Consider the following 26,878-nt stretch of genomic DNA (forward strand, 5'->3'; position numbering starts at 1 on the left):
GCGGCCGCGGAGCAGCCGGCCGTGCCCCGTGAGCAGGCCCAGAACCTCGGCGGTCGGAATACGGATACAACGGCCGACCCGAACGATGCGAGTAGGCCAGGCCCCGGACCTGACCGCCTGGTACGCCTTGCTGCGGCCGATCCGGAGCAGACCGGCGGCCTGCTCCACGGTCAGCACGACCGGCAACCGGCGGATCTCGTCCTCGGTGAAGCGAACGGTGGAACTCGCGCGCATGACACGCCTCCCTGTACGAACGGTGGAGACATGTAGAGCAAGTACGGCGACAGCCGCGACCGTGACAGCGCACGATAACGACTCCGGGCCTGCCCCTCCGCATTTCGGTAGTACACGGTCGACACCAGCCGCGGCTCCCGCGGCTCGAGACTGAGCCCGATCTCCTCGCGGCACTCCCGGCGCACGGCGGCAGCCAGGTCCTCACCGGCTTCGAGCTTGCCCGACGAGAGATTCCAGCAACCGTCGGCATAGCCGGTCCCCTGTCGCAAGGCGAGCAGCACCTGGTCGTCACGGGTGAGGAGAAGCACGACGTCGATCACGACGCTGTACGGGCTCATGTCAGGCGAGGCTAGCGTCCTCCACCCCTACGAGCCCCTCGAGCAACGTCACGGCATGCTCCATGCGCGGCGCCGACTCGATCTCGGCGGCGACCTGTTTGGCGGCGTCCCGGTAGCCGGGTTCGTCGAGCACCGCCCGGACCGCTGCCCGGATCTGCTCCGGCGTCCGCTCGTTCGGCTGCAGGACAACGCCAAGCCCGACCTGCGCGCACCGCTCCGCGTTCAACGGGCCGTCGGCTGCAATCGGAGTCAGCACCAGCGGGAGCCCGGCCGCGACCGCGCCCAGGACAGTGTTCGAACCGCCGTGGCACACCATCGCAGCACAGTGCGGGAGCAGCCGGCTCTGCGGTACGTACCGTTCGACCTGCGCGTTACCCGGCACCGGTTCCAGCCCGGCCGGATCGAGGTCCCGACCCACTGTGACGATCAGGTTCACCGGCTCGCCGGCGAGCGCGTCCAGGATCGCGCGGAAGAGATCCGGGTACACGCCGGGCAGCTTCGACATCTCGGTGCCAAGCGTCGCGTAGACCGTCGGCCGGTCGGGCAGGTCGGCGAGCCACGCGGGTGGCGGATCGGCATGGTCGTCGAACAGCTCGGGCCGGATCACGTGCGTCGTCGGCAGCCGGACGATGCCGGGATCCTCCAGCGTCGCGGGCGAGTAGGTCAGCTGCAGGTGCCTGTGATGGATCGCGAGGTCGGGATCGGACGGCAGGCCGTTGGCGACCCGGATCGGGTCCAGCGCCTCGGAGACGGAGTCGGCCCAGCGGCCCGCCAGCTGCTGCAGGCCGATCCCAACGGTCGCGTACGGCAGGCCCAGCAGCTCCGCGACCACCGGGCCGCCGAACTCGCCTTCCTCACTGACGACCAGGTCCGGCTGGAACTTGTCCACGGCCGCGCGCAGCTGCGGCAGGATGATGCGGACGTTCGGGCCGCTGAAGATGCGCATGACCAGACGGTTGCCCGCATCTATCGAGGCCGGGTCGTCGAGCGGAAGCGCGAGGACCCGGGCGTACAGTTCGGCGGCCTCGGGGTCGGACATGCCGTCCCGCCCGGCGGCACACGTCGGGAAGCCGAGCGCCTCGACGGTCGGGCGGAACGAGGCCGGGCAGGCGACGGCGACGTGATGGCCAGCCTTGACACTGGCCCGCGCGATCGGAACCAGCGGGTGGAAGTGTCCTGAGCCCGCAGTGGTGGTGAAGAGCACTCGCATGGTTCATCGTGCGCCCCCGCGAGCCCGCTGTCCCGCGAATCGGAAAGGATCACTCGCCAGGGGGACGAGGCTTGGCTCGTTCGCGGGGTTGCGCCTTCGGCCGAATTCGACGCTGTCCGCGTCGTACTCCTGTGCGCGTCGTTGCTCGGGGTGTGGTTGTCCAGGCGGGCGCACAGCTCTTGGTAGCCGGCGGCGAGCCGTTCCTCGGTGAAGGTGGGTTCGGTGCCCGAGCCGAAGCGGCGGGCGAGGTCGTCGCCTGGCTCCGGACTGTTGTGCGTGGTGTTCATCGGATCACCTGTCCGAGGCCTTGTTTGGCCTGGTCAACCGGCTCGCCGAGGCGATCGCCATGGTGGGCTCCACGCCGTACGAGAAGACCCCGAAGGACCACCAACAGCGCCGCATCGTGCTGGATGAGTACTCCGCAGACCTCCTGCGGGCGTTCAAGCGCAGGAGCCGCACGACCGCCGAGACCCTCGGGCTGCCGTTCAACGACGAAGCGTTCGTATTCTCGCTCGAGCCGGACCGCAGCAAGCCCTGGAAGCCCTCGTCCGTGACCTGGCGGTACGGACGGATGGCGCGGAAGCTCGGGATCAAGACCACGATCCACAAGCTGAGGCACTACTCCGCGACCGAGCTCATCGCCGGCGGCGTCGACGTCCGGACGGTGGCGGGCCGACTCGGTCACGGCGGCGGCGGGACCACGACCCTGAAGGTCTACGCCGCCTTCGTCAGCGAAGCCGACCAGAGGGCGGCGAAGTGCCTCCTCGACCGGATCCCGAGGCCACCAGTCACGATCACCGAGTCGGGCGCGGCCAACATCGTGACCGCGGAACCGGCGCCGCGCGGCCCGTACGAGGTGATCGCCGCCGACCTGAGAGGCGCCATCAGATGTGGCGCGCTCCGGGCCGGGCGATCGCCTGCCTCCGATGAAGGAGCTTGCCCACCGGTACAAGGTGGCCGTTGGCACCGCACACCGTGCGGTAGCGCGCCTCAAAGAGGAGGACCTGGTCGTAGCCTCCCGCGGTCAGCGTGCTGCCGTGGCCACTAATAGGGACAAATCGGACGGCGCCGAATGAGATCGTTCCACGGAGCCGGAAAACAGAGCTCTTGCCCCACGTTTGGTTCCACCCCGACAGGCCGCCATCGCGAAACTACCCGAAGCCGAGCAGGCCACCGTCCGCGCCAAGCTTGACGACATCGAGGAAGCTACCGCCGCCGGTGCATGTCCCTCCATGCCGACTAGCTCCGCTCGATAATCCGTACGTACTCGAGCACCTCAACTCCATCCGGGTCCGCCCTACCGGCGTCACGCTCGCGGCACTCCACGACCTCCCTACCGAAGCGAAGGACGACCTCGACAGACTCTCGCGACATCGCGGCTGCCCGGCGCGACGGCGACACCATGGAACCAGTCTCACGTCGGCGCCCCAGTGCGGCCGAAGCCGACCCACAGCCGCCCTCTCCCGCAGAGGCTGCACTGCTCGTCGAGATCAAGCGAAGTATCGGCGAGGATGCCAGCGGTCAGCTTGTCGAGAAGGAAACCAAGACTCACCAACAGCGGCGCGTCGTGGTCGACCCGGAGACCATTGAGGTTCTCCGGGCCTACCTCGTCCGCTGCGCCGAACGTGCCGCCGCACTGCAGATCGAGCTTCCGAAGGACGCCTATCTCTTCTCACAGGAGGGCGATGGAAGCAGCTTCCCAGACTCGGTGACGCAGCGGTACGACCGCATGGCTGAACGCCTCGGGATCGAGACAACGCTCCACAACCTGCGGCACTACTCCGCCACCGAACTGATCTCCGCTGGCGTCGACCTTCGTACAGTCGCCGGCAGACTCGGGCACTCGGGAGGCGGCGCAACCACGCTTCGAAGGTATGCGGCGTGGGTTGCCGAGGCCGACCAGCGGGCCGCCACCACGCTGAAAGGGCGTATGCCGGCGACGCCGCTGGCGCTCATACCTGAGGTCAAGCTCGTGGAACGCTCCTCAGCCAGCGACGGAACCGTCAAGTTACTTGGGACGGAGCCAGCTGCCGAGTCCTCGCCGGCCGCCGAACAAGATCCATACCACCGCATCGCTTCCGACCTCCGAGCAGCGATAGCATGCGGCGCCCTGGAAGTCGGCGATCCGCTGCCGACGCTCAAGACTCTTGCCGCCAGGTACTCCGTCGCCGAATCCACCGCACACCGGGCCGTCGCCACACTCGCCGGGGAAGGGCTGATCAAGGTCGCCCGTGGCCGACGCGCGGTCGTCCGGGAGACGACCGACGGAGACGTCGGACCATGATCGTTTCAAAAGAGTCGAGCCTGGGTGATCAATAGGCTCAGGCCAGGCCGAGGGGCAGGTCCAGTCGATGTCGGGTAGCACTGGCGGAGTGAGGACTGCTCGAACTCCGCCACTCCCTCCGCTACCCACTGCCGGCCATAAAGTGCCCATCCACGCCGTGGCCGGACTTGGAGAAGGGCCTCACGCACGCGACGTGCTGCTGATGCTGAACTGCTGTTACCAACAGATCCCGCAGTTCCCGCAGTTCATGACGTTCTACACCATCGGGTCTCGCGCGGCGGGCGGCGACGCACGCAGGCGGCCGCGCTGTGGATACGATGTTGCCCTTCGCCGACTGAAAGTCCGCCGAGGCCAAGGCATTCGAGTGGCGGGTGGCCAACTGGGCCAGACAGAACGCCGACCGGCTCGCGTGAAGTACATCATCTTCGACGCCAAGATCTGGTCGGTCGCTCACAACGCCGAAGGCTGGCGGACCTACACGCACACACCGGCTGCACCTCCGACGTCTGTCTGCATTACAACCACGTGCACGTCTCGGTTCGGAGAAAGCATGGGGAATAGCGTTAGATGTACGTTTCTTACATCTAACGCAAGCGCATGAGCTGGCGACCTGGAGGTCCTTGTCGAGGCGTTGCCCTGGCTGGGATACGTCGATGACCAGCGAGTTCACTAGTGAGACTACATTTGATGCAGGAATCGTACGTTAGATGTATGCTCCCGGACCGTGGTGGGCAGACAGGGTTCCGGGTCGGTGCCGGGGTCGGTGGCGTGGCTGCGGCCGGTGAATGTGCGAGCGTTGCGTCCGGAGGAGCAGGCGTTTGAGGACATGCTGGCCGGGTGGGCGGGTCAGCAGTCGAGCCGGCTGTTGGCATCGCGGACGATCCGGGCGCGGGCGGGTGGGGTGCGTCGGTTCGCCGAGTTCTGCGGGTCGATGCCGTGGGAGTGGACACCGCTGGACCTGGAGGAGTGGACGTCGCATCTGCTGTCGGGTCCGCGGCCGAAGGCGCACTCGACGATCCGCAACTATCAGAACGCGGTCGCCTTGTTCTGTTCGTACCTGACCGACGCCCGGTATGGGTGGGCCGAGCAGTGTCTGGCGATGTTCGACACGCATCCGGTGCAGATCGTGCACGAGTGGAACACCGCGATCCATGCCACCGACCACGAGGCCCGGCCCGGTGTGCGGCCGTTGACCCGTGCGGAGTTGCAGCAGTTGTTCGACTACGCCGACGATCAGGTCGTGGCCGCGCGGAAGTCCAAGCGCAAGGGCTGGTTGGCGCGGTTTCGGGATGCGACGTTGTTCAAGGTGATCTACGCCTACGGGCTGCGTCGTCGGGAGGCGGCGATGCTGGAGGTGTGCGACTTCACCCGCAACGCCTCAGCTCCGGAGTTCGGCCGGTTCGGTGTCTGCAACGTCCGTTACGGCAAGGCAGTCCGTGGGTCTCAGCCACGGCGCCGGTCGGTGCTGAGCGTGTTCGCCTGGACAGCCGCCGTGCTCATCGAGTACGTCGAGGACGTGCTGCCAATGTTCGGCCTCGCCGACAACACAACCAGCGCCAGTGCCGGGACAGGCAATGGCGGTGGTGGCATGGTGTTGTGGCCGACAGAGCGGCGGGCACGGATCCGGCCGGAGTACATCGATGAGCGGTTCGCCGAGTACCGTGACGCGCTCGGGCTGGATCGGTTGCTGCATCCGCACTGTCTGCGGCACTCCTACATCACGCATCTGATCGAGGACGGGTTCGACCCGTTGTTCGTGCAGCAGCAGGTGGGGCATGCCTGGGCGTCGACCACCGCGTTGTATACCGGCGTGAGCAGCGACTACCGCAATAAGGTGCTGCGGCGGAGTCTGGACGAGGCGTTCACACCCGTGCAGGAAGGAAGCCTTCATGAGTAGGGCCGCAGTGACGAAGACGGTCAGCTACCGGTGGCACGTACGCTGGTTGATGACCGAGCACGACATGCACCACACCACCGACCTGGTGCCCTTGTTGGCCGACCGGGGCGTGGTGATGACCCCGACGCAGGTCTACCGGGTGATCACCAGAGCGCCGGAGCGGATGAACATGCAACTGCTGGCGGCATTGTGTGACATCTTCGGCTGCACCCCGAACGATCTGGTCGAACCGTACGTCGTGGCAACCTCCACCCGGCGCCGCAAAGCCGCCTCCGCGACCGGCAACACCACCGGCACGGCCAACTCTGGGCCACGCTCTGGCGGGTCGGCGGCCTCAGCCTCATCCAGGAAGGCCGGTAAGCAGCGGCCGACCCGTGCGGTCATCTCCGGTGTCGAGCCCTGACCTGCCACTCGAGTAGGCAGCTCGAGCAGACAGATACCAGCAGTTGCCAGCAGCACAGACGCAAGGACCGAGTTGAGCGGGCGGGTTCGCGGTGGCGTGGAAGACGCGGCAAGGACGGTGCGCCGAGTGCGGTGCGGTCAAGACGGTTTACTGGAACGGGCGCACCGGTCGGGGGCGATGCCGAGCGTGCGTGGCCAGGCGGGTCCGAACCGAGATCTGTGTCGGCTGCCAGCGGGATCGGCGAGTCAACGCCCGCACCGAAGGCGGTGCCGCCCTGTGTGTGACCTGCTACGACAAGGCCCGCGCCGCCACCGGCGCCGGCGCGGTGACCTGTGACCAGTGCGGGAGCCTCTCCCCGCTGGCTGTGCGGGCCGGTGGCCGATCCGGCAGCAGCCAGAACACCTGCACCCGCTGCTACCGCAGCCCGGCACGCCGCTGCGGCCGGTGCGGGCGGGTCCGCCGCGTCAGGGTCAAGGCCACAGCCGGCGCGCCGGACCTGTGCGGCACCTGCCACCAGGCCCCGATCATCGTGTGCTCGCTGTGCGGCCGGACCGAACCAGGACGCCGAAACGGCAACCGAACCGAAAGCCGCACTGGCCAGGAGACTCGTGCGGTGTGTTTTCGCTGCGACGCCATCGCCAAGGTCGAGGTCGTCCTGGCCGGACCCAACGGACAGATTCCCGAACCACTGAAGCGGGTTCGGGACGCGATCACCGCCTCGGTGGTCACCGCCGCGACCGCCGGCAGAGCACGGTCGCTCCTGACCAATCTGACCCGCACCCGCACCCTACGACTGCTGCGTGACCTGGCAACCGGCACCATCCCGCTCACCCACGAAGGACTCGACGCGCAACCGCCGGGATTCGGCGTGAACTATCTCCGCTCCCTGCTGGTGACTGCGGGAGTACTGCCCGGTCGCGACGAACACCTGGTCAGACTCCAACGCTTCACCACCGACCTCCTCAACACCATCGAGGACACCCAGCATCGGCGCCTGCTTGCCCGCTACGCCAAGTGGCAGGTGATCGGCCGTGCCCGACCTGACCGGCACGGCCGCATCCGCCCCAACACCGCATATCGGTGCCGCGACGATATCCGCGCCGCGGCGCGATTCCTCCAGTACCTGGTCGACCATGGCTACACCACAAGCACATGCACGCAAGGTGTCCTTGACGCCTGGTTGGCGGCCGTGCATTCGAGGGCACAAGCCAGGCAGTTCATCGCCTGGCTGCTCAGTACCGGTGAGCTCGGCCAGCAATGCGCACACGGAGGTGGCCGGGGAGGCGGACGAAGCGGCCGCCCTGTCCTGCCCGAGTCGGCGGGCTGGACCGGCCCGACCCGGTTCACCGACGCCGACCAGCGCTGGGCGCTCGTGCGCCGCATGCTCCACGACCCGGGCAGCGGCAGCCTCGACGAACGCGCCGCAGCGTGTCTGGTTCTGCTCTACGCCCAGCCCGTCGCCAAGATCGTCCAACTCACCCTCGACGATCTCCACACCGATGAACCGGTGAATCGGCCCAGCCGCACCTACGTCACGCTTGGCCCGTGTGACCTGCTCCTGCCGCCACCACTGGACGACCTGTTTGCCCGACTGCCGGTCGACAAGCCGTTCGGAACCGCCAGCACCCTCAACAGGGCCCAACGGCGGTGGTTGTTCCCCGGCAAGAACGCAGGGCACCACGTGCATGCCACCTCGATGATCAGGCGGCTGAACCAGCTCGGAGTCCCCACCCGCGCCGGCCGCAACGCGACGTTGCTGCACATCGCCGCGACCACGCCGCCGGCGGTCTTCGCCGACCTGCTCGGTCTCGATATCTCCACCGCCACCCGCTGGACCGCCGTCGCGGGAGACTCCTGGATGGCCTACGCCGCCGAGCGCCAGAACGCAACGGCCGTGGAGACAACGGCCGCTCCGAAAGCGGTGGAGCGCACCACGTCGGCGGCGCTCGGACACGGCAGTCGATACGGGCTCCCGCGCACGGGACGCAGCAAGAACCACGGTGTGTCGTGGATGTGCCTGACGCTCATGTCACCGCCATCACTAGAGCAGTCGGTCCCTCCAGCGTCCCCGCATACGTCGTGGAGCCGCATGAACGCGTGCCTGCAAGAAGCCACAGAGCCGACTCGCGCCCGACCGGATCACGACCGTCCGCAGTGACCGGCGCCGCGCTGATCTCGGCGTCGTGTCGCCACACCCAGCGTCGTCACGGCTGGCGTGGCAAGCGCTGAGCACGAATGACGAGCCGCAGGAGGAGCAGACGTGGTCGATCGGTGCGCTGGCCCGCGCGGCTGGGGTGTCGGGACGCACGCTGCGCTACGACGACCAGATCGGCCTGCCCGGCCACCTCCGGCCGGTCCATGGGTGACCACCGCCGCTACCTGGCAGCCGACGTGCAACGCCTCTACCGGATCCTGGCGCTGCGCAGCCTCGGCTTCACCCCTGAACACGATCGGCACGCTGCTCGACGACGACCGGCCCCGGCACTGATTGAGATCGTGCGTGAACAGCACGACCAAGCCCAGCACCATCTGGATCGAACGGCGATACCGCGCCCCAGCTCGATGCCCTGCTCCCCAGCCCGGCCGCGGCACAGGAGCCGTCGCCGGAGGATCTGTTGCAGACGATGGAGCTGATCACCACGAACGACGTCGCCCCCGCCTGGAACCGCTCGATGATCCCGCGGCACATGGTTGGCGGTAACCTGGCGGAAGGCTCTGCGCGGGCTTGGACGGGAGGGCCGCCATGGATATCTCGACGACCCGCAATGGCGATGTCGACATTGCCTACCAGACGATGGGCCAGGGCGAACGTCCCATGTTGCTCATCCAGGGCGGCAGCGCCCCAATGGAAGCCTGGCCGGACGGGTTCTGCGCGGAGTTGACACGACGCGGGTTCCGGCTCGCGCTGTTCGACAACCGGGATTCGGGACGGTCCTCGCGCGCGACCAGCCCCTACACCCTCGCCGATATGGCCGCGGATGCCTGCACGGTGCTCGACGCGCTGGCGTGGCCCGCAGCTCACCTGCTGGGCGTGTCCCTGGGCGGCATGATCGCTCAGGTCATGGCGGTGCACCAGCAGCCGCGCGTGCTGAGCCTGACCTCGCTGTCTTCGGCACCGAATCCCTCCCTGTGGTGGAACCGGCGCACACCCAGGCTTGTGCTCGGCATGCTCGCCTTGGGGCTGCGCGTTCGGGGAACAGGGCTACAGGCCGAGGCCGACCGCCTGGTCGGGATGATGCGGATCATCGGTTCCCCCGGCTACCCGCATGACGAGGACTGGCTCCGCGAGACGGCCAGCCGGACCTATAAGCACCGCACGGACGCAGCGGCGGCGCGCAGACAAAGCGCGGCCTCCCGGGCCACCGGCGACCGCCGAACCGAACTGTCCCGCATACAAGCGCCCAGCCTGGTCCTGACCGGACAAGCCGACCCTGTGCAACCCATCCGAGCGGGTAGGGCCACCGCCGCGGCCATCCCCGGCGCACGCTTCGTCAGCTACCCAGGAATGGGCCACGACCTTCCCCGCGAACTGTGGGCCACCATCGCCGACGAAATCGACGCCATAGCCGGAGCGCACGAGACCACCGGCCGCTGAACCACCAGGACTGCCAGAAGACACTCCGCGCGCGCCATCCACATCGCTTCGACAAAGCACGCGTCCAGCCTCCTCGACAGCGCCACTCGACATGGCTGACTGGCACATTCACGCGAGCGCTGAAACCACCGCACGCAGCTCATACACACCCAGCTACATGAAGCTATTCCGGAACTTCGAATATCCGGCTCCGCCAGTAGGTAGGGAATAGCAACAGACGTACGTTTTCTAGCTCTCTTCGAGGAGAACGGCCAATTCCTCCCGGAATGTAGCCTGCGCGGACGTCTCGCCGTCAAAATAGCGGTCCCAGAATCCGGGAGCCATGAAGCTCTCTGGCCCCACCTCGACACCCCCGTCGGGTCGGGTTATGGCGGTCCAGTTCGATGGTATGCGAGCTGAAATCGTTTCCAGAAGCTCCGAGTTCCAGATGCTGGGCACGTTCTCGTCATCGTCCAATATCCGGAGCTCCGTCCGCCCAGGAGAGGCGTAGATAGAAAGCACAGGGTACGGCACACCCAGCCGGATCGATGGGTGCGATTCCATCGGTTCTCCTGTCGTGGCGCTAACCAAGCGCCTGAAGGCTACCTTCATGTCACCTCGTCACATTGAACTTCACCTTGTAGTCACGGAGATAGTAGGCCTGACCTGTGACCGGATTGTAGTAGAAGTGCACCTGGAAGGGCCCGGCAGGGCTTTGGACGGTTTGGGTCGTATATTTACCCCAGTCCTCGATCCTGCCTCCGTACTCAACAAGATCTCTGCGTAGAGCCGCATGCAAGTCCGGGCCCTCGATTATCCTCTTGGAACTCTGAATGATTTCTGGCTTGAGGCAACCCGTACGCGTAAAGACCGATTCCGCCTCCCTCCCGAGGAAGAAGGTTCTGTTCAGCTCCTGCATCAGTGATGAGTACGCGCCGGAGAGTCCTCCGGACACATTCCCACCAAGGGAGCTGTTGCCGCCGGAGGAGTTTCCTCCCGGCCCGCCAAGACCGCTACATCCTTCAGGACCCTGACAGGTGCCCATTTGGCCGCTTGGGTCGATATAGACAGTTGGCCGGTCATTTGCGTAGATGTAGGCAGCCATGAATGGGTACTGGATGGCCGCAGCCTGGGGATCCTCGGCGGTAAAGCGACTCTGCGCGGTGTCGTAGTCGCGTGCTCGGAGGTGGATGAGGCCGAGGCGTGGGTCGTGGTATTCGCCGGTGTAGCCGAGGCGGGTGTCGAGGGCGTTGGGGTCGAGTTTGGTGGTGGTGGGGGTGCCGTAGGGCTCGTAGCTGGTGCGGGTTTGCTGGACTCCGGTGAGGTTGGAGGTGTCGGTGATGGAGCCGTGGTTGACCGCTTCTGGCATCTGGTAGCCGAGCACGGTCTTCCGTATCAGCGCAAGGATCACGTCGCCGCAGTTCTCGCCCGCGGCAGGATCGGTTCGCGGGCCGAGTACGAAGCGCTGAAGGACAACCTCGTATTGCTTGAACAGCTAGGAAAGCTGAGCTCCACTGACGTCGAAAAGCTGTCTCGGGCTATTGAGAAGTACGAAGCGCGGTAGGCCGGTTTCAAGATGCGCAAAGCTACCTCTCGAACATCCGGGAGCACACCTGTCCGGGTCAGCCACTGCCCCTTCGACATGTGATTCAACTACCCCGAGGCAACGTCGATGAGCCGTGCGACACCACAACCCCACCCGACATCACAGAGGTCTTCAGCACGTTGTCCGACCCAGGGCTGTGATCATCAACTCGTCCATGCGGCATCATCGTCCAGATGAAGCGGGTACTGGTTCTTGGTGGCACGATGTTCGCCGGCCGCGAGGTAGCGCTTGCCGCGCTACGTGCTGGCATCGAAGTGACAACGTTCAATCGAGGCGTCTCCGGACAAGACCTTGACGGGATCGTTGTAGTCCGCGGCGACCGTAACGAGGCAGCCAATGTCGGTCAGCTCGCCGCGCGCGGGCCGTGGGACGCGGTGGTGGACGCCTCTGCTTACGTGCCGCGGAACGTGCTGGACGTGGCGCGGGCTTTGCGGCCGGTGTGCTCGCGCTATGTGCTGTTGTCCACGGTCAGTGTGTACGCCGGCTGGCCGAACGAGCCGCTGACCGAGGCTTCTGACGTGCTGGAGTGCCCGCCGGATGCCGGGCCGGACTTCGGGGTTGATGTCGAGAACGGGCCGACGAAGTACGGGTATCAGAAGGCTGGGTGCGAGAACGCGGTCCGCGCGGTCTTCGGCGACGACATTGCCGTGCTGCGGCCGGGTGTGGTGCTCGGTCCGCGGGAGTACGTGGGGCGCCTGCCGTGGTGGCTGGGGCGGACTGCAGCTGGCGGGCGGATCGTCGCTCCCGCTCCCCCGGAGCGCTCGATCCAGCCGGTTGACGTGCGTGATCTGGCTGCCTTCGCGCTGCGGTGCACCGGCGGCGAGGTCTCCGGGGCGTTCAATGTCACGGCGCCGATCGGGCGGGAGACGTTCGGCGGGATGCTCCGTGCCTGCGCCGAGGTGACCGAAGCCGAGGCCGAGTTCACCTGGGTGACCGACGAGCAACTGCTCGACGCCGGCGTCCGGCAGTGGTCGGAGCTGCCGCTGTGGCGCATCGCCGACGGGGTGTGGAAGGTCGACTCGTCGCGGGCGGCCGCGGCCGGGCTGGAGTGCCGGCCGCTCAGCGAGACCGTACGCGACACCTGGGCGTGGATGACCGCGGAAGATGACAAGAGCCCTGCTCACGAGCGCGCCGGCGAGATCGGCCTGGACCCGGCCAAGGAGCAGCAGATCCTCGCCGCGCTCAGCGACTAGCTTCGGGCGACCGGGCCGACTCCAGCCAGTCGTTCACCTGGTCGGCCAGGTCGGATGCGTTCGGGTCGCGCGCCCACCGTTGCGACTGCAGCAGGTCTCGCACCGTGGTGAACCGGCCGGACAGCGACACGGTCCTGAGCCCTTTCGGCATGGCAAGGACCGGCGCCATCGCCTCGGCGGCGCCGTCGCGATCGCCCTGGAGGAGCCGGGCTGACGCCAGGTCGATCCGGGAGCCGGCCTCTGGCCCGCGGCCGGAGCCTCGATCGGGGCGGGTGGCGTAGTAGTTGAGCGTCTGTTGGAGGTAGATCTCGGCCTGCTCGCCGTTCCGGTTGGCCAGCCAGGCCGCCGCCACACGCTGATGCGCGGGCGCCCTCGAACATGAACTCGCCGCCGACCCCGTCGTGGAGCTCGTCGGCGCCGTCCATCGCCTCCCGCTCGATCTCTGCCAGCTGCAAGGCTCGGCTGATTCCGCCGGCATCACCGGCGACGGCATAGGCTCGCGCGGCGATGTTGTGCAGCCGGAACCTCCCCGCGGCCGACGGTGCCATGGAGAGCGCCTTCTCGATGAAGGCGAGCGCGTCGAGCGGACGCTCGTCCCAGAACGCCAGGGTGCCTTGCAGGCCGAGGTTCCAGGCCTCCAGGCCGGCATGCCCGGCTTCGCCGGCGTACGTCGTCGCGGCCTGGGCGAGCTTGGCCGCAGAGTCCCAGTAGCCCAGATCGAACGCGAGCGACGCGGTCAAGGCGTTCGCCTCGCCGGTGATGACGAAGAGGTCCGCTCGATCTTGCGGCCGCCGTGCTCGTCGGCTCATGTCTCTCGCCGACTTCCGCAGGCGGGCGAGCTCCTCGAACTCTGCCATCGGCTGCAGGTTCTCGTAGTTCCAGGCTGCCGAACGCACCCGACCGTGGAGCATCGCGAGCGCGTCCGACACCGTCGCGCAGTCCAGCGATACTTCCGAAGCGGTCTCGTCTGCCGCCATCGCGAATGGCTCTTCGGGATCGCGCGCTGAAGCAGACGGCGGGCCGTATCCGCTGACCACCGCGTCCTCAGGAAGTGGCGCCAGCCCGAGGCTCGTTCGCGCGCTGTTCGGCATGTTCATGCCGAGCGCGATCCGGTCCCAGACGTCCATGCCGGCGATCCCCCGATGACCGTTCATGATTTCGCTGATTCGCCCCTGGGACATGCCCGTCGCGGCGGCAAGCCGTGTCTGGCTTACGCCGTACTTCCTTGCCAGCAAGAAGAGTCCTGCCGCATCGCGGTCCTCGAGGAGGTCGCGCGTCGACTCGCTCCGCCACACCCTGGGCGGAATGCGTACCGGCTCCAGTGCTGACTGCGCCACGTTCTGCCCCCTTAGCGTCTGCTCGCTCAACTGTAGGTCAGCGCGCGTATCCGGGGTCTATCCCCAACTGGGATACCCATCGGAGATGGGCCGGTGGCAATCCGACGTCAGATGGTTACTGGGTCCCCGAAAACCAGCCAGAACGGCACAAGGAGACCCAGACATTGACCCCGCAGGAACAGGACGAGATCCTCGCCCGCCTCGACGTCGTCGCGGCCAGACTCGACCAGCTCACTTCCCGGGTGGACGCTTTGGCCGAGGCTTCTCTTGGCTCTGCTCAAGATCAGCCACCTTGTGCTCCAACGCCTCGACCCGGTCGAGCACCGTTCGCGCCGAGGGAAGACAGGGATGAGTCGGCGGAGACGTCGTGCTCGAGGCTCGATCGAAGAGCTCCCATCCGGGGCACTCCGAGTCTCTGTGTTTGCCGGCATGGATCCGCTAACCGGACGTCGGCTCTACCTCCGGGAGACCGTCCCAGCCGGCCCGACCTGCTCGACCGACGCCGAGAAGGTCCGGACCACGCTTCTGGCGCAGGTAGACGAGAGGCGTAACCCGCGCACACGCGCGACCGTGAATCAGCTGATCGACCGCTACCTCGAAGTCTGGGACGTCGAAGACGAGACCAGACGAAGCGACCTCGGACGAATCAACAAGCACATCCGACCCTTACTTGGAAAGCTGCCCCTGACGAAAGTTGAGGCAGAAACTCTCGAAGGGTTCTACGCCCTGCTAGCCAAGTGCCGCGACCACTGCGGCGGGCGCAAGCACCTGCAGCACCGCACGCCTCGCAGCCACGTATGCGATGAGCACAAGGAGCGACCCTGCAGGCCTTTGGATCCGGCCTGCAGGTCCTACAAGCGGATGTGCAAGGCCCACGTCTGCGTGGGCCTGAAGAACTCGTCAATCAGGAAGATCCACTCGATTCTGAGCGGAGCGTTCGTAGCCGCGGTGCGATGGAAGTGGATCTCGCTCAACCCAGCAGATCACGCACGGCAACCCGGCCTGCCACATCCGAATCCGGACCCTCCCAGGGCAGAAGAGGCCGCTCTTCTTGTTAACGAGACCTTCAAGCGTGACCGTGGGTGGGGCCGGTTCATCTGGTCGAAGATGCGGCTTGGCTCTCGACGCGGCGAGATGTGCGCCCTGCGGAGGTCTCGGTACGAGCGAGGCACCAAGGTCTTGGTCGTACGAAGTGCGATCTACAAGGATCTTGACACTGGCGAGCTGAAGGAGAAGGACACGAAGACACACCAGCAACGAAGGGTGCTACTTGACGATGACACGTGTGCAGTTATCGAAGAGCAGATCGAGTTCCAGGAACAGCGTGCTCAGGCCGCCGGCGTCGAACTCGTGCCCGATCCCTTCCTCTGGTCACCAGCGCTGGACGGCAGTGTCCCGCTCACACCGGACAGCGTGAGCCAGCGCTTCGACAGGCTCGCTTCCCGCCTGGGAATCGACGCGACAATCAAGGATCTGCGCACCTACAACGTGACCGAGCTGATCGCGGCCGGCGCGGACATGCGCACGGTCGCCGGCCGCGTGGGTCACGGCTCCGGCGGCGCGACAACCCTTCGCGTCTACGCCGCCTGGCGGTCCGAGGCCGACCAACGCGCGGCCGCGAACGTCTCCACGCGGATGCCGGCCTGGCCCGGCGGTCGTGCCGGCAACGCAACAACCGAGTCCGACACCATTGACACACAAGCCGCACTGGAGCCAACCGGGCCGTACCAACAGATCGCCCGCGACCTGCAAGGAGCGATCGCAGCAGGGATCCTGCGCCCGGGCGACCCACTACCCACCGAGAAGGACCTAGCAGCCCAGTACGGCGTTGTACGGAGCACGGCGCATCGCGCCGTCGCGGCGTTAGTGGACCTCGGCCTCGTCGTCACCTCCCGCGGCCGACGAACGACCGTCAAAGGCTCATCCAGCCATGTATGACTGGTAGGACTCCTCGCCGACTACAGTTTCGAGATCCTAGCCGCGGATTTTGGAAAGCTTGTCAAAGTCCTCCGAATAGGCGTCCAACGCCCTGCGTGCCCGGGCCTCGTCGCTTCCAAAGAGGCCAGCGCGGAGGGGTGCCCACATCGCTCCCGCCGATCTGTACTCGTTGTCGAAGTAGGTAACTTGGTTAGGGCCGTAATTCGCCGCTCTGTACGTCGATCGGCCGAACCACCTTGACCGCATGAGCCATTGATGCTCTGAATCGGCGTATCGGACGTTGGCGCTGTCTTGGGAAAGCAGCCCGAGCATCACCTCGGCTCTGTCGAACTCGATGTCATACTCATCTCCGTCGGGGATCTGATCCGTAAACACAGGCCTAAGGACCGCATGAAGCCATTCCGCGACTGGCGTGTGGAACTTGCCCTGCTGCCGCTGGGTGAAGTACGAGAGCGCGGTCACGGCATCCTCGTTGTTGCGGGCAGTGCGAGCTAACACGTTCGGCACCCAGTCGCCGACGTCGAAGGGTTTGTAGGGATCGGTGGCCTCGACTAGTCGCAGGGTTTGGCCGTCGTTCCGCGAGACGATGCTCGGGTCGATGACTAGGGTCTTGAGGTTTTCCCAGCGACCGGCGGCAGTGCACGTGAGGCCCGCGGTCATGACTGCGAGCACTGCGGGCAGGTGCCGGAGGGCAAGCGCGGCCGTGTTTCCGCCCTGAACCTTGTTTGCGGCATTGATAAGGGCCTTCAGCCCCGAGACCCACGGTGCAAACGAGTCAGGCCTCCCCGAGCGGGCGGCGACATGAAGGGTGTGGCAGAACGGCTCAACCAGGGCCCAGTATTGTTGTGCCATGCCGACCAGTGCGGCGATCTGCTGTTCACCGGTCCCCGGCGGGATTGCGGTGGGGAACCGCTCAGGATCGTTCATCGCGCCAAGGATCCGTTTAACCTCCTGGCCGACAAGGTCCTCCAGTTCGATTCCCCGCGTTGGCTCCAGGAGCATGTCCTTAGTCAGGCGTTTGACGAGCACCGCCCGCTCCGCTTCGACAGCCTGTTCAACGGCAGCTAGGGCAGTTGCCGGATTTGGCCGCTTTTCACCCATTAGCCGATGAATCGTAGTCGCTAGCGACGCAGCGTGGGGGGCGTACATGTCGCCGAATAGGTCGACGTAGTTCAGGTCGCGGAGGGTACGCCCTGCACCGAGATCCCAATCAGGAGGCTCACCAGTGTCGAACCGGACGGGAATTAGCCAGGTACGCCCTGGTGGCATCTGGCGATACTCCTCGACGGCAAGCGTCAACTCCTCGTTCATGTATGACTTCTCACGAGCACGGGAGTTGTCTGAGAAGCACGCGAGAAAGACCAGTGAGCCAGACCGAATGGCCTCCCGGATCTTGGCCTTCCATGCATCACCAGGCGCGAGCGACGTACGATCCCGCCAGTAAGGAATTCCTGCGTGGGTCAGCACCTCGCATAGCTTGTCGACCAAATCACGGTCCTCGTGCACGTACGACACGAACACGTGTTTGATCTCGTCGTCCTGCGTAGGCTCCCTACCGGTATCCATCGTCATCTCCTCCGGTGAACTGCTGGTTTTGGTGGTTCCTGACGCATCGCGAGTCCATCAATCAACGCGCCTGACAGGACGTCCCAACCGCTCGGACGGTTACGTCTCCGAGTACCCCACTCGCCCGTGCATGAGCATCGACGGGACGGAAGAGCGTCAGCTGATCGTGCAGCCGGCCTGGCATTCTGCGACGCTAATAGCCATGGACGCCATCTGGCTGATACTGAGCTTCGCCGGCGGGTTAGCGGCGAAGCCGCTCGCTGACGTGTTCACCGAGGTCGCCAAGCATCTAGTGTTCAAGCGGATGAAGCGTGCTGAGTTGGCAGAGACCCAAGCCGACGAGGCCGCCAAGCGGTGCCTTGAAGCGATCGCGGTCTACGCTGACGTCGGCTTGCGGTACATGACCAGCCGAGAAGCACACGACTGGGACAGTCCGGTTGCGAACGTCCTGCGTGAGCCACTCCGGTTGGCCGAGGTGCAACTCGAAGCCAGCATCGCCCTACTACAGCCCGCCGCGATGAAGCCGATGACGCTCGTCCTGGACGTCCTCCGGAACGCCGACCAGATCGATGGCAGCTCAGGTTCACCGTTCGCACACTATGACTCCGGTGGCGCAATCCTGCTCGAAGCCGTCCGCTACGGACGCGTCGTCCTAAGGACGCAGCTGCGCCGTGAGAAAGTGCCGACTGTGCCCCTGAAGATGCTGGAGTATGCCGTCGCGCTCCGCGACCTGACTGTGTTCTGGGAGGGAGACGGGATCGATCCCGACGTTGCGAGGGTGCACCAGCAGTTCCGAGCCACCTGGCTCGAGGCTCACCATTTGGGCGTGAAACAGATCGAGAAGGACTACAACGGCTAACCGTTACGAGACCAGAACCGTACGCTCCGCCACCATCACGACGCCGACGGGAGATCGCTCGTTGGTGGCACGCAGAGAGATAAACAGATGTATTCGCACCACGTTTGATACCACGCTCCGCGCCCGCCGGGCACCTCACGACCTGTTTGCCCTGGTCAGAGCGGGTAGGGCGGGCGGGACTCGAACCCGCGACCAAGGGATTATGAGACCAGGTGACTCCCCTGGCGTTCTAGCAGGTCAACGCGATGTCTTCGGCCAGACTGCACCAGTTTGGGAACCGATTGGGAATAGGCTCCCTCGTAAGACTCCCGTCTTGATCCTGGCAAGTAGTCATCGCGTCGTCAAGCCGCATCACTACCTTGGCATGGATGTGTAACCACGAGGCACCCACTACCGCCTGGATATTGTGCTGCTTGGTCGCAATGTCGAGGAGGTATGTGTGGCGCACCGCACGGGCTGGGAATGCCCGAGGATCGATCCGCAAGCAGACGTTCTCCCCCGCCAGACGACGGTTTGCGACGGATGAGCAACAGTACTCGCGGGGGCAGGTTCCTCCTGCACGAAGAGGAGGCCGAGCAGTGGCTCGGTCAGTGGCGACAGCACATAGGCTTACTCATCGGGTTCGCCTCTCTCATCTTCATAGGATCGCGCATCATGGCTGTGTCAGCCTTCAGATCGGACACTGCCTGGGGCGTGCTGCAGGCAAGTGGCGCCGGAAATGTTGCGGTTGGAACCGTAGTCCCGGTGATTCCAGGCATGACGCTGGCCATCGCAATCCTCATCCTCATCCGCATTTACGTACGCGTGAAGGATCGGGGCTGGGCCACCATAAGTCAGATATTTGGGCTGACGTTCTTTGGATCTGTTGGGATCATATCCGCTCAAATAGTGCAGCTTCTTACGCTTATTCTTACCGCGATTATTGCTTATCTATTCTCCTCCCCATGGAAACGGTGGAAAAAATCAGGAAACTTGTTCGGCCCCACCCCAGAAGAAGACGCGGCGCGGCGGATGCGCATGGACTACCTCAGACGGCGGGCAGCGGGCGTTGCGGGGATTGTGCTAGCGATGACTGCCATAGATGCGCGCCCGTGGGTTCCTCCCGAACAGCTAGTTCTGACGAATGGATTGCAGTCCACGAATTATGTGCTCTCAGAGACTAACGGAACGCTCGTAACCCTAACCGAATATCCGCGCCGGATAGCTCGCTTCGAAGCGAAAAAAGTGCGGAAACGCGGCGTCTGTGACGTCGCATACACGCGCTATTACTGGCTTACCAGCACGCTAACTACGCTTACCGCAGACCATAGTCGCGCGTACCCAGCCTGCCCGGGCCAAGAGGCCCCGTGGTGGTACCCCGCCCTCCTTTGAGCCGATCAACGCTGCCGTCGGATCCGAACGGCAACCAGAAGCCGCATAGGCACTGGCGGTTGGATGTGGTGACAGTGGTGACACTTCCGCAATCCGAGCCCCGAGAGGGACTGTTTTCGCAGGTCAGGACCGTCATTGATCCGCTTAGGGGCTGTCACCACTCTCGTTGACGGTCGTTGACAGTGGTGACACTTAGGCAGAGTTGTCACCGCTGTCAACAGGTGTCAACGAAGCAGGTGACATGCGGCAACCGGGTACGACCAGCGGATTCGCACCAGTCCGCCGCCACTGTCACCACTGTCACCGCAGCCCGACAGGTTGCGCCGTTCCTACGCCTCGCCTCGCGCGCTATGGCCGGCGCGCCAGTCGTCCAGTAGCAAACCGGCGTCGACGCCTTCCAGCCCTCGGCCGGCGCGCAGCTCCTCAAGGACCGGCACAGCGACGTCCGGGTGCCCGCGATACAAGAGCCAGGACGCCGCGTTGAACCGGACTGGGCGTAGCTCAGTGGGCGCGAGCAATGGCGTAAGAAACTCGACTGCGCGGCCCTGTTGCTCCCAGTGCTCGGCGAGCGCGGCGAGCTTGTCAGTCTCCGCGTTCGCAGAGTCGGCGTCGGCTGCCTCGGCGTACCTGTCGGACTCGGCGACGTGATGCCGGAATGCCGCTCGGTCCGCGTCAAGATCGTGGCTCATCGTCGGCACTCCTTTGCTGCTTCTCCATGATGCTATCGAGTACGCTCGCGCCGTACTCGTATTGGTACTCCCAGGGATTGCCGTCCATCAGGTCCCGCCGGATGCGATCCGCACCAAGAGGCTTGCGGTTGTAATGCGCCGTGACCTGGTGGTGTGTCACGTCCGGAATCCGCGTGACGTTATCTGTCGAATTGACGCGCTCGATGGGGAAGCCGGATCGCTTCGGGTCTGTCTGCGATTGCTCGACGAGATGGTGCAAGTGCTTACCTGGTTCCGATCCGAGGTCGGCCTTCATCGCTCGGTAGCTCGGATACGACTTGACCTCCCCGGTCTCCTCAGCGATGGTCTGCCACAGGCGCGTCTGTTCCGGCTGGTCGGGCTGGCCTGGTCGCTCGGTCTCGGGCTCATCGGTGGGCGGTCCGGTGGCGCAACGCCCGAGGCGATGGCCGAAGCGCACAGCGCGGCGCTGGCCGTCGACTCCATCGAGATCCCCGCCAAGCCCCGGCTCCTGGCCGACGACGTGACGCCGGAGCAGGCCGCAACCATCATGGCCGAACAGGGCGGACGTATCGCCGTCCTGTCCGCTGAGGGTGGCATTTTCGCGATCCTGGCCGGCCGATACTCCGGCGTGGCCAACCTGGATCTGTTCCTCAAGGACCACGCCGGAGACACCCTGATCGTGGATAGGCGCGGCCGCCACGAACGCATCGACAACGCCGCCCTCACGTTGGGTCTGGCCGTCCAGCCTCAGATCATCGCTGACATCGCTGGTATGCCCGGCTTCCGAGGCAAGGGTCTGCTCGGCCGCATTCTCTACAGCCTGCCGCCCTCCAACGTCGGCTACCGCAACGTCGAGCCCGACCCGATCCCGGCCGAGGTCGCTGAACGGTACCTGCGCAACGTCCAAGACCTCACGCTCACCATGGCCGGCTGGGACGACCCCGCACGGCTCACCCTCACCCCCGAGGCTGGCGAAGTGTTCACCGAGCACCGTCGCCGCACCGAGCAGCGGCTCAGGCCCGGTGCTGGGGACCTGGCCCACATCGCCGACTGGGCAGGCAAGTACGACGGCGCCGTCGCCCGCGTGGCCGGTCTGCTCCACCTGGCCACCGACGTGCGCAACGCCTGGCGCAACCCGATCGGCGCCGACACCATCCATGCCGCCGCCAAGCTCGGCGACTACTTCACCGCGCACGCGCTGGCCGCGTTCGACGCCATGGGAGTAGACCCCGACCTCGACGCCGCCCGCGCCCTCCTGGACTGGCTCAAACGCACCCGCCCTGCCACCTTCACCCGCCGCGACGCCCACCGCGCCAACCACCGCCGGTTCCCCAAAGCCGCCGACCTCGACCCCGCGCTGACCGTGCTCGAAGAACACGGCTGGATCAGAGCCAGTCCGACCAGGAGCCGTGCGCCGACCTGGCAGACCCATCCCGACCTGTCAGACCAGCCCTGAGCTGCAACCCCCTAACGGCGTACAGCCGCCAAGCACGACGCCGTGACACAGCACCCCGATCACGACCAGGGAGGTACCAACGATGTCTACCAAGGAGAAACTGATCACCCTCGCCGAACTCCTCGACATGCTGGGCATTGCCCGCTCCAGCTACAACGACTGGCAGGCCAAAGGCCGCGCACCCCGCCGCGTCAAACTCCCCAACGGCCAGATCAAGTTCCGCCCCTCCGACCTCACCAGGTGGCTCGAAAGCCTCGAAGACGAAACACACGGGAGGGCCGCCTGATGAGCCAGACAACCTACGACGTCCGCATCCACGCCATCGAGAAACGACGCAACGCCAAAGGCAAAGTCACGTCTCACCGCGTCCTGTGGGATGTCGACGGCAAGCGGTTTCGCGAGACGTTCAAGCTCGACGCGCAGGCCGACAGCTTCCGGTCGTCGCTGCTGGTTGCTGCGAGGAGCGGCGAGGCATTCAGCACGCTGACCGGGCCTACCAGTCTCCTGGGCGCGCACAGAGAACGACATGAGCTGGTACGCCTTCGCGTGCGCGTTCGTCGACATGAAATGGAAGGACGCATCCGCCGGATACCGCCGTGACATCGCCCGTGCTCTCGTTGCGGCGACACCCGCCATGATCTCCAGTACGCGCGGTGCGCCTGCTGCGGTAGACATCCGCAAGGCTTTGCTTGACTGGGGCTTCAACACCAAGCGCCGAGTGTCGTGCCCCGACAGGTCGGCAACGGTGTTGAAGTGGGCGGCCCGGAACAGCAAGCCGATGTCGACGCTCGGCGACGTGGCCGCCGTCCGCGTCCTGCTGGATACCGCGACCACAAGGCTCGACGGAAAGCGCAACGCGGCAAGCACGGTCTCACGCAACCGAGCCATCCTCTACAACGCGTTCGAGTACGCCATGGAGCTAAAAGTGCTGCCGAAGAACCCGCTCAAGGATCTCAAGTGGAACGCCCCGAAGGAGGCCCAAGAAGTGGACCGACGGTGCGTGGTCAACCCCGGCCAGGCAGAAGCCCTCCTTGAGGCAGTAGGGGTGCAGAGGCCGAGCGGACCGCGCCTCAAGGCGCTCTTCGGGCTGATGTACTACGCAGCGCTTCGACCTGAAGAGGCAATCCTGGTCAGCGAAGACGACTTCACGTTGCCAGCGGTCGAGTGGAACGAAGACGCTCAGGAGTGGCGTACGTGGGACGCCGAGACGCAGAGCTGGCACCCATACGTCGAAGACGACGACTGGGGAGAGCTTCAGATCCGGACAGCCGGGCCGGATGTCGGAGGCGCCTGGACCGACACTGGCGCGCAGCGAGAAGAGCGTGGGCTCAAGCACCGGCCGAAGGGTGCGACTCGAACCGTGCCGGCGCCGCCGCCCTTGACTCGACTGGTCCGCGCTCACATAGCGAACTTCGGCACGAACGGACCCGGCAAACGCCTGTTCTGGGGAGTACGCGGCGACGATCTACCGACCATCACCTACCGGCGGGCATGGGACAAGGCCCGCAGCGAAGCGCTGTCGTCGCACGAGTACCGCTCCCCGCTCGCCAAGCGTACCTACGACCTACGGCACGGCTGCGTGTCGACCTGGCTCAATGCCGGGGTCGATCCAACGCAGGTTGCCGAGTGGGCAGGCCACAGCGTGGCCGTCCTGTTCAAGATCTACGCCAAGTGCCTCGTGGGCCAGTACGAAGCCGCCAAACGCCGCATCGGGGCCGCCTTGCGTCCCAAACGAGCACGAAACCTATAGGGACCCAAGACACTCGGATAGCCCGGCAGCAACCGCAAGACAGCCGCTCACCTGGCGTTTTAGCAGGTGGGCGGCTTCTTCTTGGCGGCAGTCCGGCAGGGCTCGAACCCGTGACCAGGGAGACCATGGGACGAGGCACGACGTTCACAGCGACCGGCGATACACGAAGATTGAGATGCTCCCTGCCGTACTGCGGTGTTTGTACGCAAATGAATGTGCCCGCCCGGGCCACGCAACCTCAATTGACATGGCTTAGAATCCCGAAGCATGACGATTGAGAAGCGTGAGCAGGCATTTATTAGTTCGACGTATATCGACCTCCAAGAGGAACGACAAGAGGTCATCCAGACACTCCTCGAAGCAGATTGCATCCCTTCGGGGATGGAGCTTTTTCCAGCTTCAGACGACGATCGCTGGACTCTAATTAAGAGAGTAATCGACGATTGCGACTATTATCTTATCATAGTCGGCGGGCGCTACGGAAGCGTCGACCCGGAGCAGGATATTAGCTATACGGAGATGGAGTTTGACTACGCCGTCAGCCAACACAAACCAGTGATGGCATTTCTGCACAAGACTCCTGAGGATATCCCCTCAGGCAAAACCGACCTGAATGACACCCTGAGGCGTCGGCTAGATTCGTTCCGCGAGAAAGTGGCACAGAGAATGGTGAAGTACTGGGACACCCCTCAAAGCCTCGGCGGTCAAGTTGCCAAGAGCCTCATCCAGATTAGGAAGACACATCCGACGGTAGGCTGGGTTAGAGCAGACAATCTCCTCACGCCAGAGGTTGAGCGCGAACTCGCCGAATTGCGGGCGCGAGTGGCGGAGCTAGTTGCAGAACTGGAGTCAGTTCAACACCAAAAACACATCCAAGATATCGAAGGACTCGCACAGGGCAACGATGTATACAAAATGAGAGTCGAGGTTGAGTACTATCCAACAGCCATTGTCGAAAAGGGTGGACCCTACGCTAGAAGTAGCAGGGAGCGCGGCTTGGCCGACTATAATACGACATGGAATCAGATCATCGCTGCACTCGCTCCCATGATGATCGATGAAGCAGATGAGGATGGGCTATTCGCCCAACTCTCCGCGCTCGGCCAAAAGCTCGCTCAGAGTGATCCGACATATGCCGAATATATTGGATCCGTGACAGATGTCGATGTAACAGTGGATTCATTTCATGACGTCTTGGTTCAGCTCCTGGCACTAGGCGTCATTGAGCAAAGCGAACGTCGCCGACCAGTAAGCGATCAAAATACGTACTGGCGACTAACCGGCGCAGGCAGGGAGCAACTATTGCGTTTGCGAACGGTTCGCAAGGACGAGCCCGCCGGAGAGGATTCTTCGGGAGAGGACGACGGACGTACCTAAGGGAAGTAGTGCCGCCGAGTTCTTCCGCCGCTCAGGCTGATCGCGCAACGGCACTGGCAGAGGCTTCACATGCCTTGCACCACCGCATCCCCTTTGGCTCGGTTGGTCCGCTTGACCAACTTCTACCCTGAGCATGTTGCCGAGCAGACCGGCCACGTATGGCCGTGCCGTTCAAGATCCACGCCAAGTGCTCGTGAGCCAGTACGACGCTGCGAAAGTGGCTCTCTGGTGCCGCCACGAGCGACCGCTGGTCGTGGGAACGCATTGGGAACAGACAGCCGGACACGTCCGGTAACAGCCGTACACAGTCGGACGAGGAGTAGGTAGCAAAACAGCCGCTCACCTGGGCATTTGAGCAGGTGGACGGCTCACTCTTTGCGGTAGGGCGGGCGGGACTCGAACCCGCGACCAAGGGATTATGAGTCCCCTGCTCTAACCAGCTGAGCTACCGCCCCGAGCATGATGTGCGGATCAGAGCTTAACCGAACGCTCGCTCCGGTTCAGGAGGTCTCCCAGGGTGGCGCGGCGGTGCGCTAGGCTCGGCCGCAGGTAGTGCGCCTGCCTGAGCCCTGCGCGAACCACCCACGCTGGACGCGCGGTGAGGCCAAGAGGCTCCGAACTCAGCGCGAGACTCCAGATTTCCGTGTCCGTTCCTCGGTAAAGGCACGGGTGGCGTGGGCCCTGCCGGAGGACCAACACGATGAGTAACAGTCGCGCGCGGAAGCGGGCTATTCGGCGGTTGAGCGAGCGGTACGACATTCCCTACTCCGTCGCCGCGCGGAGGGTGGAGCTGGGCGGGATACCCGGCGATCAAGGCCGCACGGTTTATCCGGTCACTTCCGATACGTATCGCAGGCAAGCGGTCGCGAGCAGGCATCGGCAACCGCATGAGCAGCGGGTACGGGAGACGCGGATCGGCGCGCGGCTGCCGGACGGGCGGGCGCAGCACCTCGCCGCGCGGTTTCCGCCTACGCGTGGGGAGCCCGGGACCGGCGTTGGGGGGCTCTATCATGGCGAGCATCGGGTCGAGGCGCTCACGCGACTCTACGCAGCGGCCGCCACCGCGCAGCCCGGCCTCGTTCCCTCGGCCGGCGACCTGGCCTGGGCGGCCGAGCTCGGGGAGGAGACTGCTCTCGACAGCGTGTGCTTCGCCCTCGACCGGGCCGCCCGGCTCCACGCCGAGACGAATGCCAACGCCGGCACCGCCACCCCGGGCCTGGCCGGCGCCCGGCAGATACTCGACGCGCTACTCACGATCGCTGACGACGGGCATGCGCCCGGCACCCGGGTATGCCTGGTCGACGACCGGCGGATGGGGACGATCGTCAACGTTTGCTGGGAGCGAACCGGCCCGCCAATCGGCTACGTCGTACGGCTGGACGGGACGCCAGAAATCATCCGGACCCAGCCGCGCGAGCTCGTTGTGCTCTCCGGCGCCGAGCCCTACTGAGGACGGAGAAAGTCATGCAGCCGTTCCACATCGGAATCCCGCAAGCTCAGCTTGACGACCTCGACGCCCGCCTGTCCGCCACCCGCTGGCCCGACCAGATCCCCAACACCCCCTGGGAATGCGGCGCCCCGCTCGACCACCTCGACCGCCTCGCCGAGGCGTTCAGGGATATGTCCGGTTATGCCGTCCTGCAGCCGACTCCCCCGCCGGCCGGCTGGCCTGGATCGCCGAGAAGTTCCACGACTGGGCCGATCTCAGACACTTCGCCGCGCTCGAGGCACCCAAAGCCTGGCTGACGACATCCGGACATTCGTCGGCCACCTCCTCTGAAGTACGGAAGACTTCA

25 protein-coding genes, 1 tRNA gene and 3 pseudogenes are annotated in these 26,878 nt (G+C 65.1%); 19 read left to right on the top strand and 10 right to left on the bottom strand.

The window, feature by feature from the left end:
• Positions 1–90 precede the first annotated feature (90 nt).
• The 3 genes and pseudogenes from ACYVF6_RS04605 to ACYVF6_RS04615 form a co-directional block, all read right to left on the bottom strand.
• A pseudogene (locus ACYVF6_RS04605) lies at positions 91–234 on the bottom strand (hypothetical protein); the annotation flags it as partial.
• Positions 171–572 carry an NUDIX hydrolase gene (locus tag ACYVF6_RS04610; RefSeq protein ID WP_460516048.1) on the bottom strand — a complete coding sequence of 134 codons (402 nt, stop codon included), beginning with the start codon at positions 570–572 and terminating at the stop codon, positions 171–173. The gene ACYVF6_RS04610 and the pseudogene ACYVF6_RS04605, both read right to left, overlap by 64 nt.
• Position 573: 1 nt before the next feature.
• Complete coding sequence (locus ACYVF6_RS04615; RefSeq protein ID WP_460516050.1) at positions 574–1,782, bottom strand: glycosyltransferase; 1,209 nt, start codon at positions 1,780–1,782, stop codon at positions 574–576.
• Between the two features lie 346 nt (positions 1,783–2,128).
• On the opposite strand from ACYVF6_RS04615, the pseudogene ACYVF6_RS04620 reads away from it, so the two are divergent.
• The 8 genes and pseudogenes from ACYVF6_RS04620 to ACYVF6_RS04655 all read left to right on the top strand — a co-directional run.
• Positions 2,129–2,491: pseudogene (locus tag ACYVF6_RS04620) on the top strand (tyrosine-type recombinase/integrase); the annotation flags it as partial.
• A 217-nt stretch (positions 2,492–2,708) separates the two neighbouring features.
• Entirely contained in the window at positions 2,709–2,858 is a 150-nt protein-coding gene (locus ACYVF6_RS04625) for a hypothetical protein (RefSeq protein WP_460516052.1), read from the top strand.
• Between the two features lie 326 nt (positions 2,859–3,184).
• A complete protein-coding gene (locus ACYVF6_RS04630; RefSeq protein ID WP_460516053.1) occupies positions 3,185–4,066 on the top strand; it encodes a tyrosine-type recombinase/integrase in 882 nt (293 codons plus the stop codon).
• Positions 4,067–4,790: 724 nt separating this feature from the next.
• On the top strand, positions 4,791–5,963 hold the full coding sequence (locus tag ACYVF6_RS04635) for a tyrosine-type recombinase/integrase (RefSeq protein ID WP_460516055.1): 1,173 nt from the start codon (positions 4,791–4,793) through the stop codon (positions 5,961–5,963).
• Positions 5,956–6,366: a helix-turn-helix domain-containing protein gene (locus tag ACYVF6_RS04640; RefSeq protein ID WP_460516056.1), complete on the top strand. Its 411-nt coding sequence runs from the start codon at positions 5,956–5,958 to the stop codon at positions 6,364–6,366. The genes ACYVF6_RS04635 and ACYVF6_RS04640 overlap by 8 nt, the downstream gene beginning before the upstream one ends.
• A 613-nt stretch (positions 6,367–6,979) precedes the next feature.
• Positions 6,980–8,524 (top strand): hypothetical protein, encoded by a 1,545-nt coding sequence (locus ACYVF6_RS04645; RefSeq protein WP_460516058.1) that lies wholly within the window; start codon positions 6,980–6,982, stop codon positions 8,522–8,524.
• Positions 8,525–8,549: 25 nt separating this feature from the next.
• A complete protein-coding gene (locus tag ACYVF6_RS04650) occupies positions 8,550–8,732 on the top strand; it encodes a hypothetical protein (protein ID WP_460516060.1) in 183 nt (60 codons plus the stop codon).
• 377 nt (positions 8,733–9,109) lie between these two features.
• A complete protein-coding gene (locus ACYVF6_RS04655; protein WP_460516062.1) occupies positions 9,110–9,961 on the top strand; it encodes an alpha/beta fold hydrolase in 852 nt (283 codons plus the stop codon).
• Between the two features lie 592 nt (positions 9,962–10,553).
• Here ACYVF6_RS04655 and ACYVF6_RS04660 read toward each other — a convergent pair.
• Positions 10,554–11,351 (bottom strand): RHS repeat-associated core domain-containing protein, encoded by a 798-nt coding sequence (locus ACYVF6_RS04660; RefSeq protein WP_460516064.1) that lies wholly within the window; start codon positions 11,349–11,351, stop codon positions 10,554–10,556.
• Positions 11,352–11,719: 368 nt separating this feature from the next.
• On the opposite strand from ACYVF6_RS04660, the gene ACYVF6_RS04665 reads away from it, so the two are divergent.
• Positions 11,720–12,739, top strand: coding sequence for an NAD-dependent epimerase/dehydratase family protein (locus ACYVF6_RS04665; RefSeq protein WP_460516066.1), 1,020 nt, complete (start codon positions 11,720–11,722; stop codon positions 12,737–12,739).
• On the opposite strand, the gene ACYVF6_RS04670 is transcribed toward ACYVF6_RS04665, so the two are convergent.
• Both ACYVF6_RS04670 and ACYVF6_RS04675 read right to left on the bottom strand, forming a co-directional pair.
• Entirely contained in the window at positions 12,729–13,091 is a 363-nt protein-coding gene (locus ACYVF6_RS04670; RefSeq protein WP_460516239.1) for a hypothetical protein, read from the bottom strand. The two genes, ACYVF6_RS04665 and ACYVF6_RS04670, sit on opposite strands and share 11 nt — an antisense overlap.
• A 763-nt stretch (positions 13,092–13,854) precedes the next feature.
• Positions 13,855–14,076: pseudogene (locus ACYVF6_RS04675) on the bottom strand (helix-turn-helix domain-containing protein); the annotation flags it as partial.
• 429 nt (positions 14,077–14,505) lie between these two features.
• Here ACYVF6_RS04675 and ACYVF6_RS04680 point away from each other — a divergent pair.
• Positions 14,506–16,014 carry a GntR family transcriptional regulator gene (locus ACYVF6_RS04680; protein WP_460516068.1) on the top strand — a complete coding sequence of 503 codons (1,509 nt, stop codon included), beginning with the start codon at positions 14,506–14,508 and terminating at the stop codon, positions 16,012–16,014.
• 36 nt (positions 16,015–16,050) lie between these two features.
• Here the strand turns inward: ACYVF6_RS04680 and ACYVF6_RS04685 are convergent, their stop codons facing one another.
• A complete protein-coding gene (locus ACYVF6_RS04685) occupies positions 16,051–17,580 on the bottom strand; it encodes a toll/interleukin-1 receptor domain-containing protein (RefSeq protein WP_460516070.1) in 1,530 nt (509 codons plus the stop codon).
• A gap of 130 nt (positions 17,581–17,710) precedes the next feature.
• On the opposite strand from ACYVF6_RS04685, the gene ACYVF6_RS04690 reads away from it, so the two are divergent.
• Together ACYVF6_RS04690 and ACYVF6_RS04695 are read left to right on the top strand one after the other, a co-directional pair.
• The gene (locus tag ACYVF6_RS04690; protein ID WP_460516072.1) at positions 17,711–18,439 is read left to right on the top strand and encodes a hypothetical protein; all 729 of its coding nucleotides are present in this window, start codon (positions 17,711–17,713) and stop codon (positions 18,437–18,439) included.
• Positions 18,440–18,961: 522 nt separating this feature from the next.
• On the top strand, positions 18,962–19,810 hold the full coding sequence (locus tag ACYVF6_RS04695; RefSeq protein ID WP_460516074.1) for a hypothetical protein: 849 nt from the start codon (positions 18,962–18,964) through the stop codon (positions 19,808–19,810).
• A 329-nt stretch (positions 19,811–20,139) separates the two neighbouring features.
• On the opposite strand, the gene ACYVF6_RS04700 is transcribed toward ACYVF6_RS04695, so the two are convergent.
• Both ACYVF6_RS04700 and ACYVF6_RS04705 read right to left on the bottom strand, forming a co-directional pair.
• Positions 20,140–20,499, bottom strand: coding sequence for a hypothetical protein (locus tag ACYVF6_RS04700; protein WP_460516076.1), 360 nt, complete (start codon positions 20,497–20,499; stop codon positions 20,140–20,142).
• The gene (locus ACYVF6_RS04705) at positions 20,483–20,956 is read right to left on the bottom strand and encodes a hypothetical protein (RefSeq protein WP_460516078.1); all 474 of its coding nucleotides are present in this window, start codon (positions 20,954–20,956) and stop codon (positions 20,483–20,485) included. The genes ACYVF6_RS04700 and ACYVF6_RS04705 overlap by 17 nt, the downstream gene beginning before the upstream one ends.
• Between ACYVF6_RS04705 and ACYVF6_RS04710 the strand changes: the two genes are divergently transcribed.
• The 5 genes from ACYVF6_RS04710 (at position 20,942) to ACYVF6_RS04730 (ending at position 25,082) form a co-directional block, all read left to right on the top strand.
• Positions 20,942–21,955, top strand: a complete 1,014-nt coding sequence (locus ACYVF6_RS04710; protein WP_460516080.1) for a YfjI family protein — start codon at positions 20,942–20,944, stop codon at positions 21,953–21,955. The two genes, ACYVF6_RS04705 and ACYVF6_RS04710, sit on opposite strands and share 15 nt — an antisense overlap.
• A gap of 82 nt (positions 21,956–22,037) precedes the next feature.
• On the top strand, positions 22,038–22,241 hold the full coding sequence (locus tag ACYVF6_RS04715) for a helix-turn-helix transcriptional regulator (RefSeq protein ID WP_460516082.1): 204 nt from the start codon (positions 22,038–22,040) through the stop codon (positions 22,239–22,241).
• Entirely contained in the window at positions 22,241–22,555 is a 315-nt protein-coding gene (locus tag ACYVF6_RS04720) for a hypothetical protein (protein ID WP_460516084.1), read from the top strand. The genes ACYVF6_RS04715 and ACYVF6_RS04720 overlap by 1 nt, the downstream gene beginning before the upstream one ends.
• Entirely contained in the window at positions 22,482–23,705 is a 1,224-nt protein-coding gene (locus tag ACYVF6_RS04725; RefSeq protein ID WP_460516086.1) for a tyrosine-type recombinase/integrase, read from the top strand. Before ACYVF6_RS04720 ends, ACYVF6_RS04725 begins: the two co-directional genes overlap by 74 nt.
• A gap of 267 nt (positions 23,706–23,972) precedes the next feature.
• Positions 23,973–25,082, top strand: a complete 1,110-nt coding sequence (locus tag ACYVF6_RS04730) for a DUF4062 domain-containing protein (protein WP_460516088.1) — start codon at positions 23,973–23,975, stop codon at positions 25,080–25,082.
• Positions 25,083–25,463: 381 nt separating this feature from the next.
• Here ACYVF6_RS04730 and ACYVF6_RS04735 read toward each other — a convergent pair.
• A tRNA-Ile gene (locus tag ACYVF6_RS04735) sits at positions 25,464–25,537 on the bottom strand.
• A 245-nt stretch (positions 25,538–25,782) separates the two neighbouring features.
• Here ACYVF6_RS04735 and ACYVF6_RS04740 point away from each other — a divergent pair.
• Positions 25,783–26,532, top strand: a complete 750-nt coding sequence (locus ACYVF6_RS04740) for a hypothetical protein (RefSeq protein WP_460516089.1) — start codon at positions 25,783–25,785, stop codon at positions 26,530–26,532.
• A 14-nt stretch (positions 26,533–26,546) separates the two neighbouring features.
• Positions 26,547–26,828, top strand: coding sequence for an epoxide hydrolase N-terminal domain-containing protein (locus ACYVF6_RS04745; protein ID WP_460516091.1), 282 nt, complete (start codon positions 26,547–26,549; stop codon positions 26,826–26,828).
• Positions 26,829–26,878 lie beyond the last annotated feature (50 nt).

Source organism: Flindersiella endophytica (assembly GCF_054779015.1).

Excerpts from the sequence above, each read along its gene's own strand:
- ACYVF6_RS04655 (WP_460516062.1), top strand. The coding sequence starts at position 9,110 with ATGGATATCTCGACGACCCGCAATGGCGATGTCGACATTGCCTACCAG.
- ACYVF6_RS04720 (WP_460516084.1), top strand. The coding sequence starts at position 22,241 with ATGAGCCAGACAACCTACGACGTCCGCATCCACGCCATCGAGAAACGA.
- ACYVF6_RS04625 (WP_460516052.1), top strand. The coding sequence starts at position 2,709 with ATGAAGGAGCTTGCCCACCGGTACAAGGTGGCCGTTGGCACCGCACAC.
- ACYVF6_RS04690 (WP_460516072.1), top strand. The coding sequence starts at position 17,711 with ATGAGCATCGACGGGACGGAAGAGCGTCAGCTGATCGTGCAGCCGGCC.
- ACYVF6_RS04685 (WP_460516070.1), bottom strand. The coding sequence starts at position 17,580 with ATGGATACCGGTAGGGAGCCTACGCAGGACGACGAGATCAAACACGTG.
- ACYVF6_RS04695 (WP_460516074.1), top strand. The coding sequence starts at position 18,962 with ATGAGCAACAGTACTCGCGGGGGCAGGTTCCTCCTGCACGAAGAGGAG.
- ACYVF6_RS04665 (WP_460516066.1), top strand. The coding sequence starts at position 11,720 with ATGAAGCGGGTACTGGTTCTTGGTGGCACGATGTTCGCCGGCCGCGAG.
- ACYVF6_RS04745 (WP_460516091.1), top strand. The coding sequence starts at position 26,547 with ATGCAGCCGTTCCACATCGGAATCCCGCAAGCTCAGCTTGACGACCTC.
- ACYVF6_RS04630 (WP_460516053.1), top strand. The coding sequence starts at position 3,185 with ATGGAACCAGTCTCACGTCGGCGCCCCAGTGCGGCCGAAGCCGACCCA.
- ACYVF6_RS04680 (WP_460516068.1), top strand. The coding sequence starts at position 14,506 with ATGGATCCGCTAACCGGACGTCGGCTCTACCTCCGGGAGACCGTCCCA.
- ACYVF6_RS04610 (WP_460516048.1), bottom strand. The coding sequence starts at position 572 with ATGAGCCCGTACAGCGTCGTGATCGACGTCGTGCTTCTCCTCACCCGT.
- ACYVF6_RS04640 (WP_460516056.1), top strand. The coding sequence starts at position 5,956 with ATGAGTAGGGCCGCAGTGACGAAGACGGTCAGCTACCGGTGGCACGTA.
- ACYVF6_RS04740 (WP_460516089.1), top strand. The coding sequence starts at position 25,783 with ATGAGTAACAGTCGCGCGCGGAAGCGGGCTATTCGGCGGTTGAGCGAG.
- ACYVF6_RS04725 (WP_460516086.1), top strand. The coding sequence starts at position 22,482 with ATGAGCTGGTACGCCTTCGCGTGCGCGTTCGTCGACATGAAATGGAAG.
- ACYVF6_RS04730 (WP_460516088.1), top strand. The coding sequence starts at position 23,973 with ATGACGATTGAGAAGCGTGAGCAGGCATTTATTAGTTCGACGTATATC.
- ACYVF6_RS04710 (WP_460516080.1), top strand. The coding sequence starts at position 20,942 with ATGGCCGAAGCGCACAGCGCGGCGCTGGCCGTCGACTCCATCGAGATC.
- ACYVF6_RS04615 (WP_460516050.1), bottom strand. The coding sequence starts at position 1,782 with ATGCGAGTGCTCTTCACCACCACTGCGGGCTCAGGACACTTCCACCCG.
- ACYVF6_RS04700 (WP_460516076.1), bottom strand. The coding sequence starts at position 20,499 with ATGAGCCACGATCTTGACGCGGACCGAGCGGCATTCCGGCATCACGTC.
- ACYVF6_RS04715 (WP_460516082.1), top strand. The coding sequence starts at position 22,038 with ATGTCTACCAAGGAGAAACTGATCACCCTCGCCGAACTCCTCGACATG.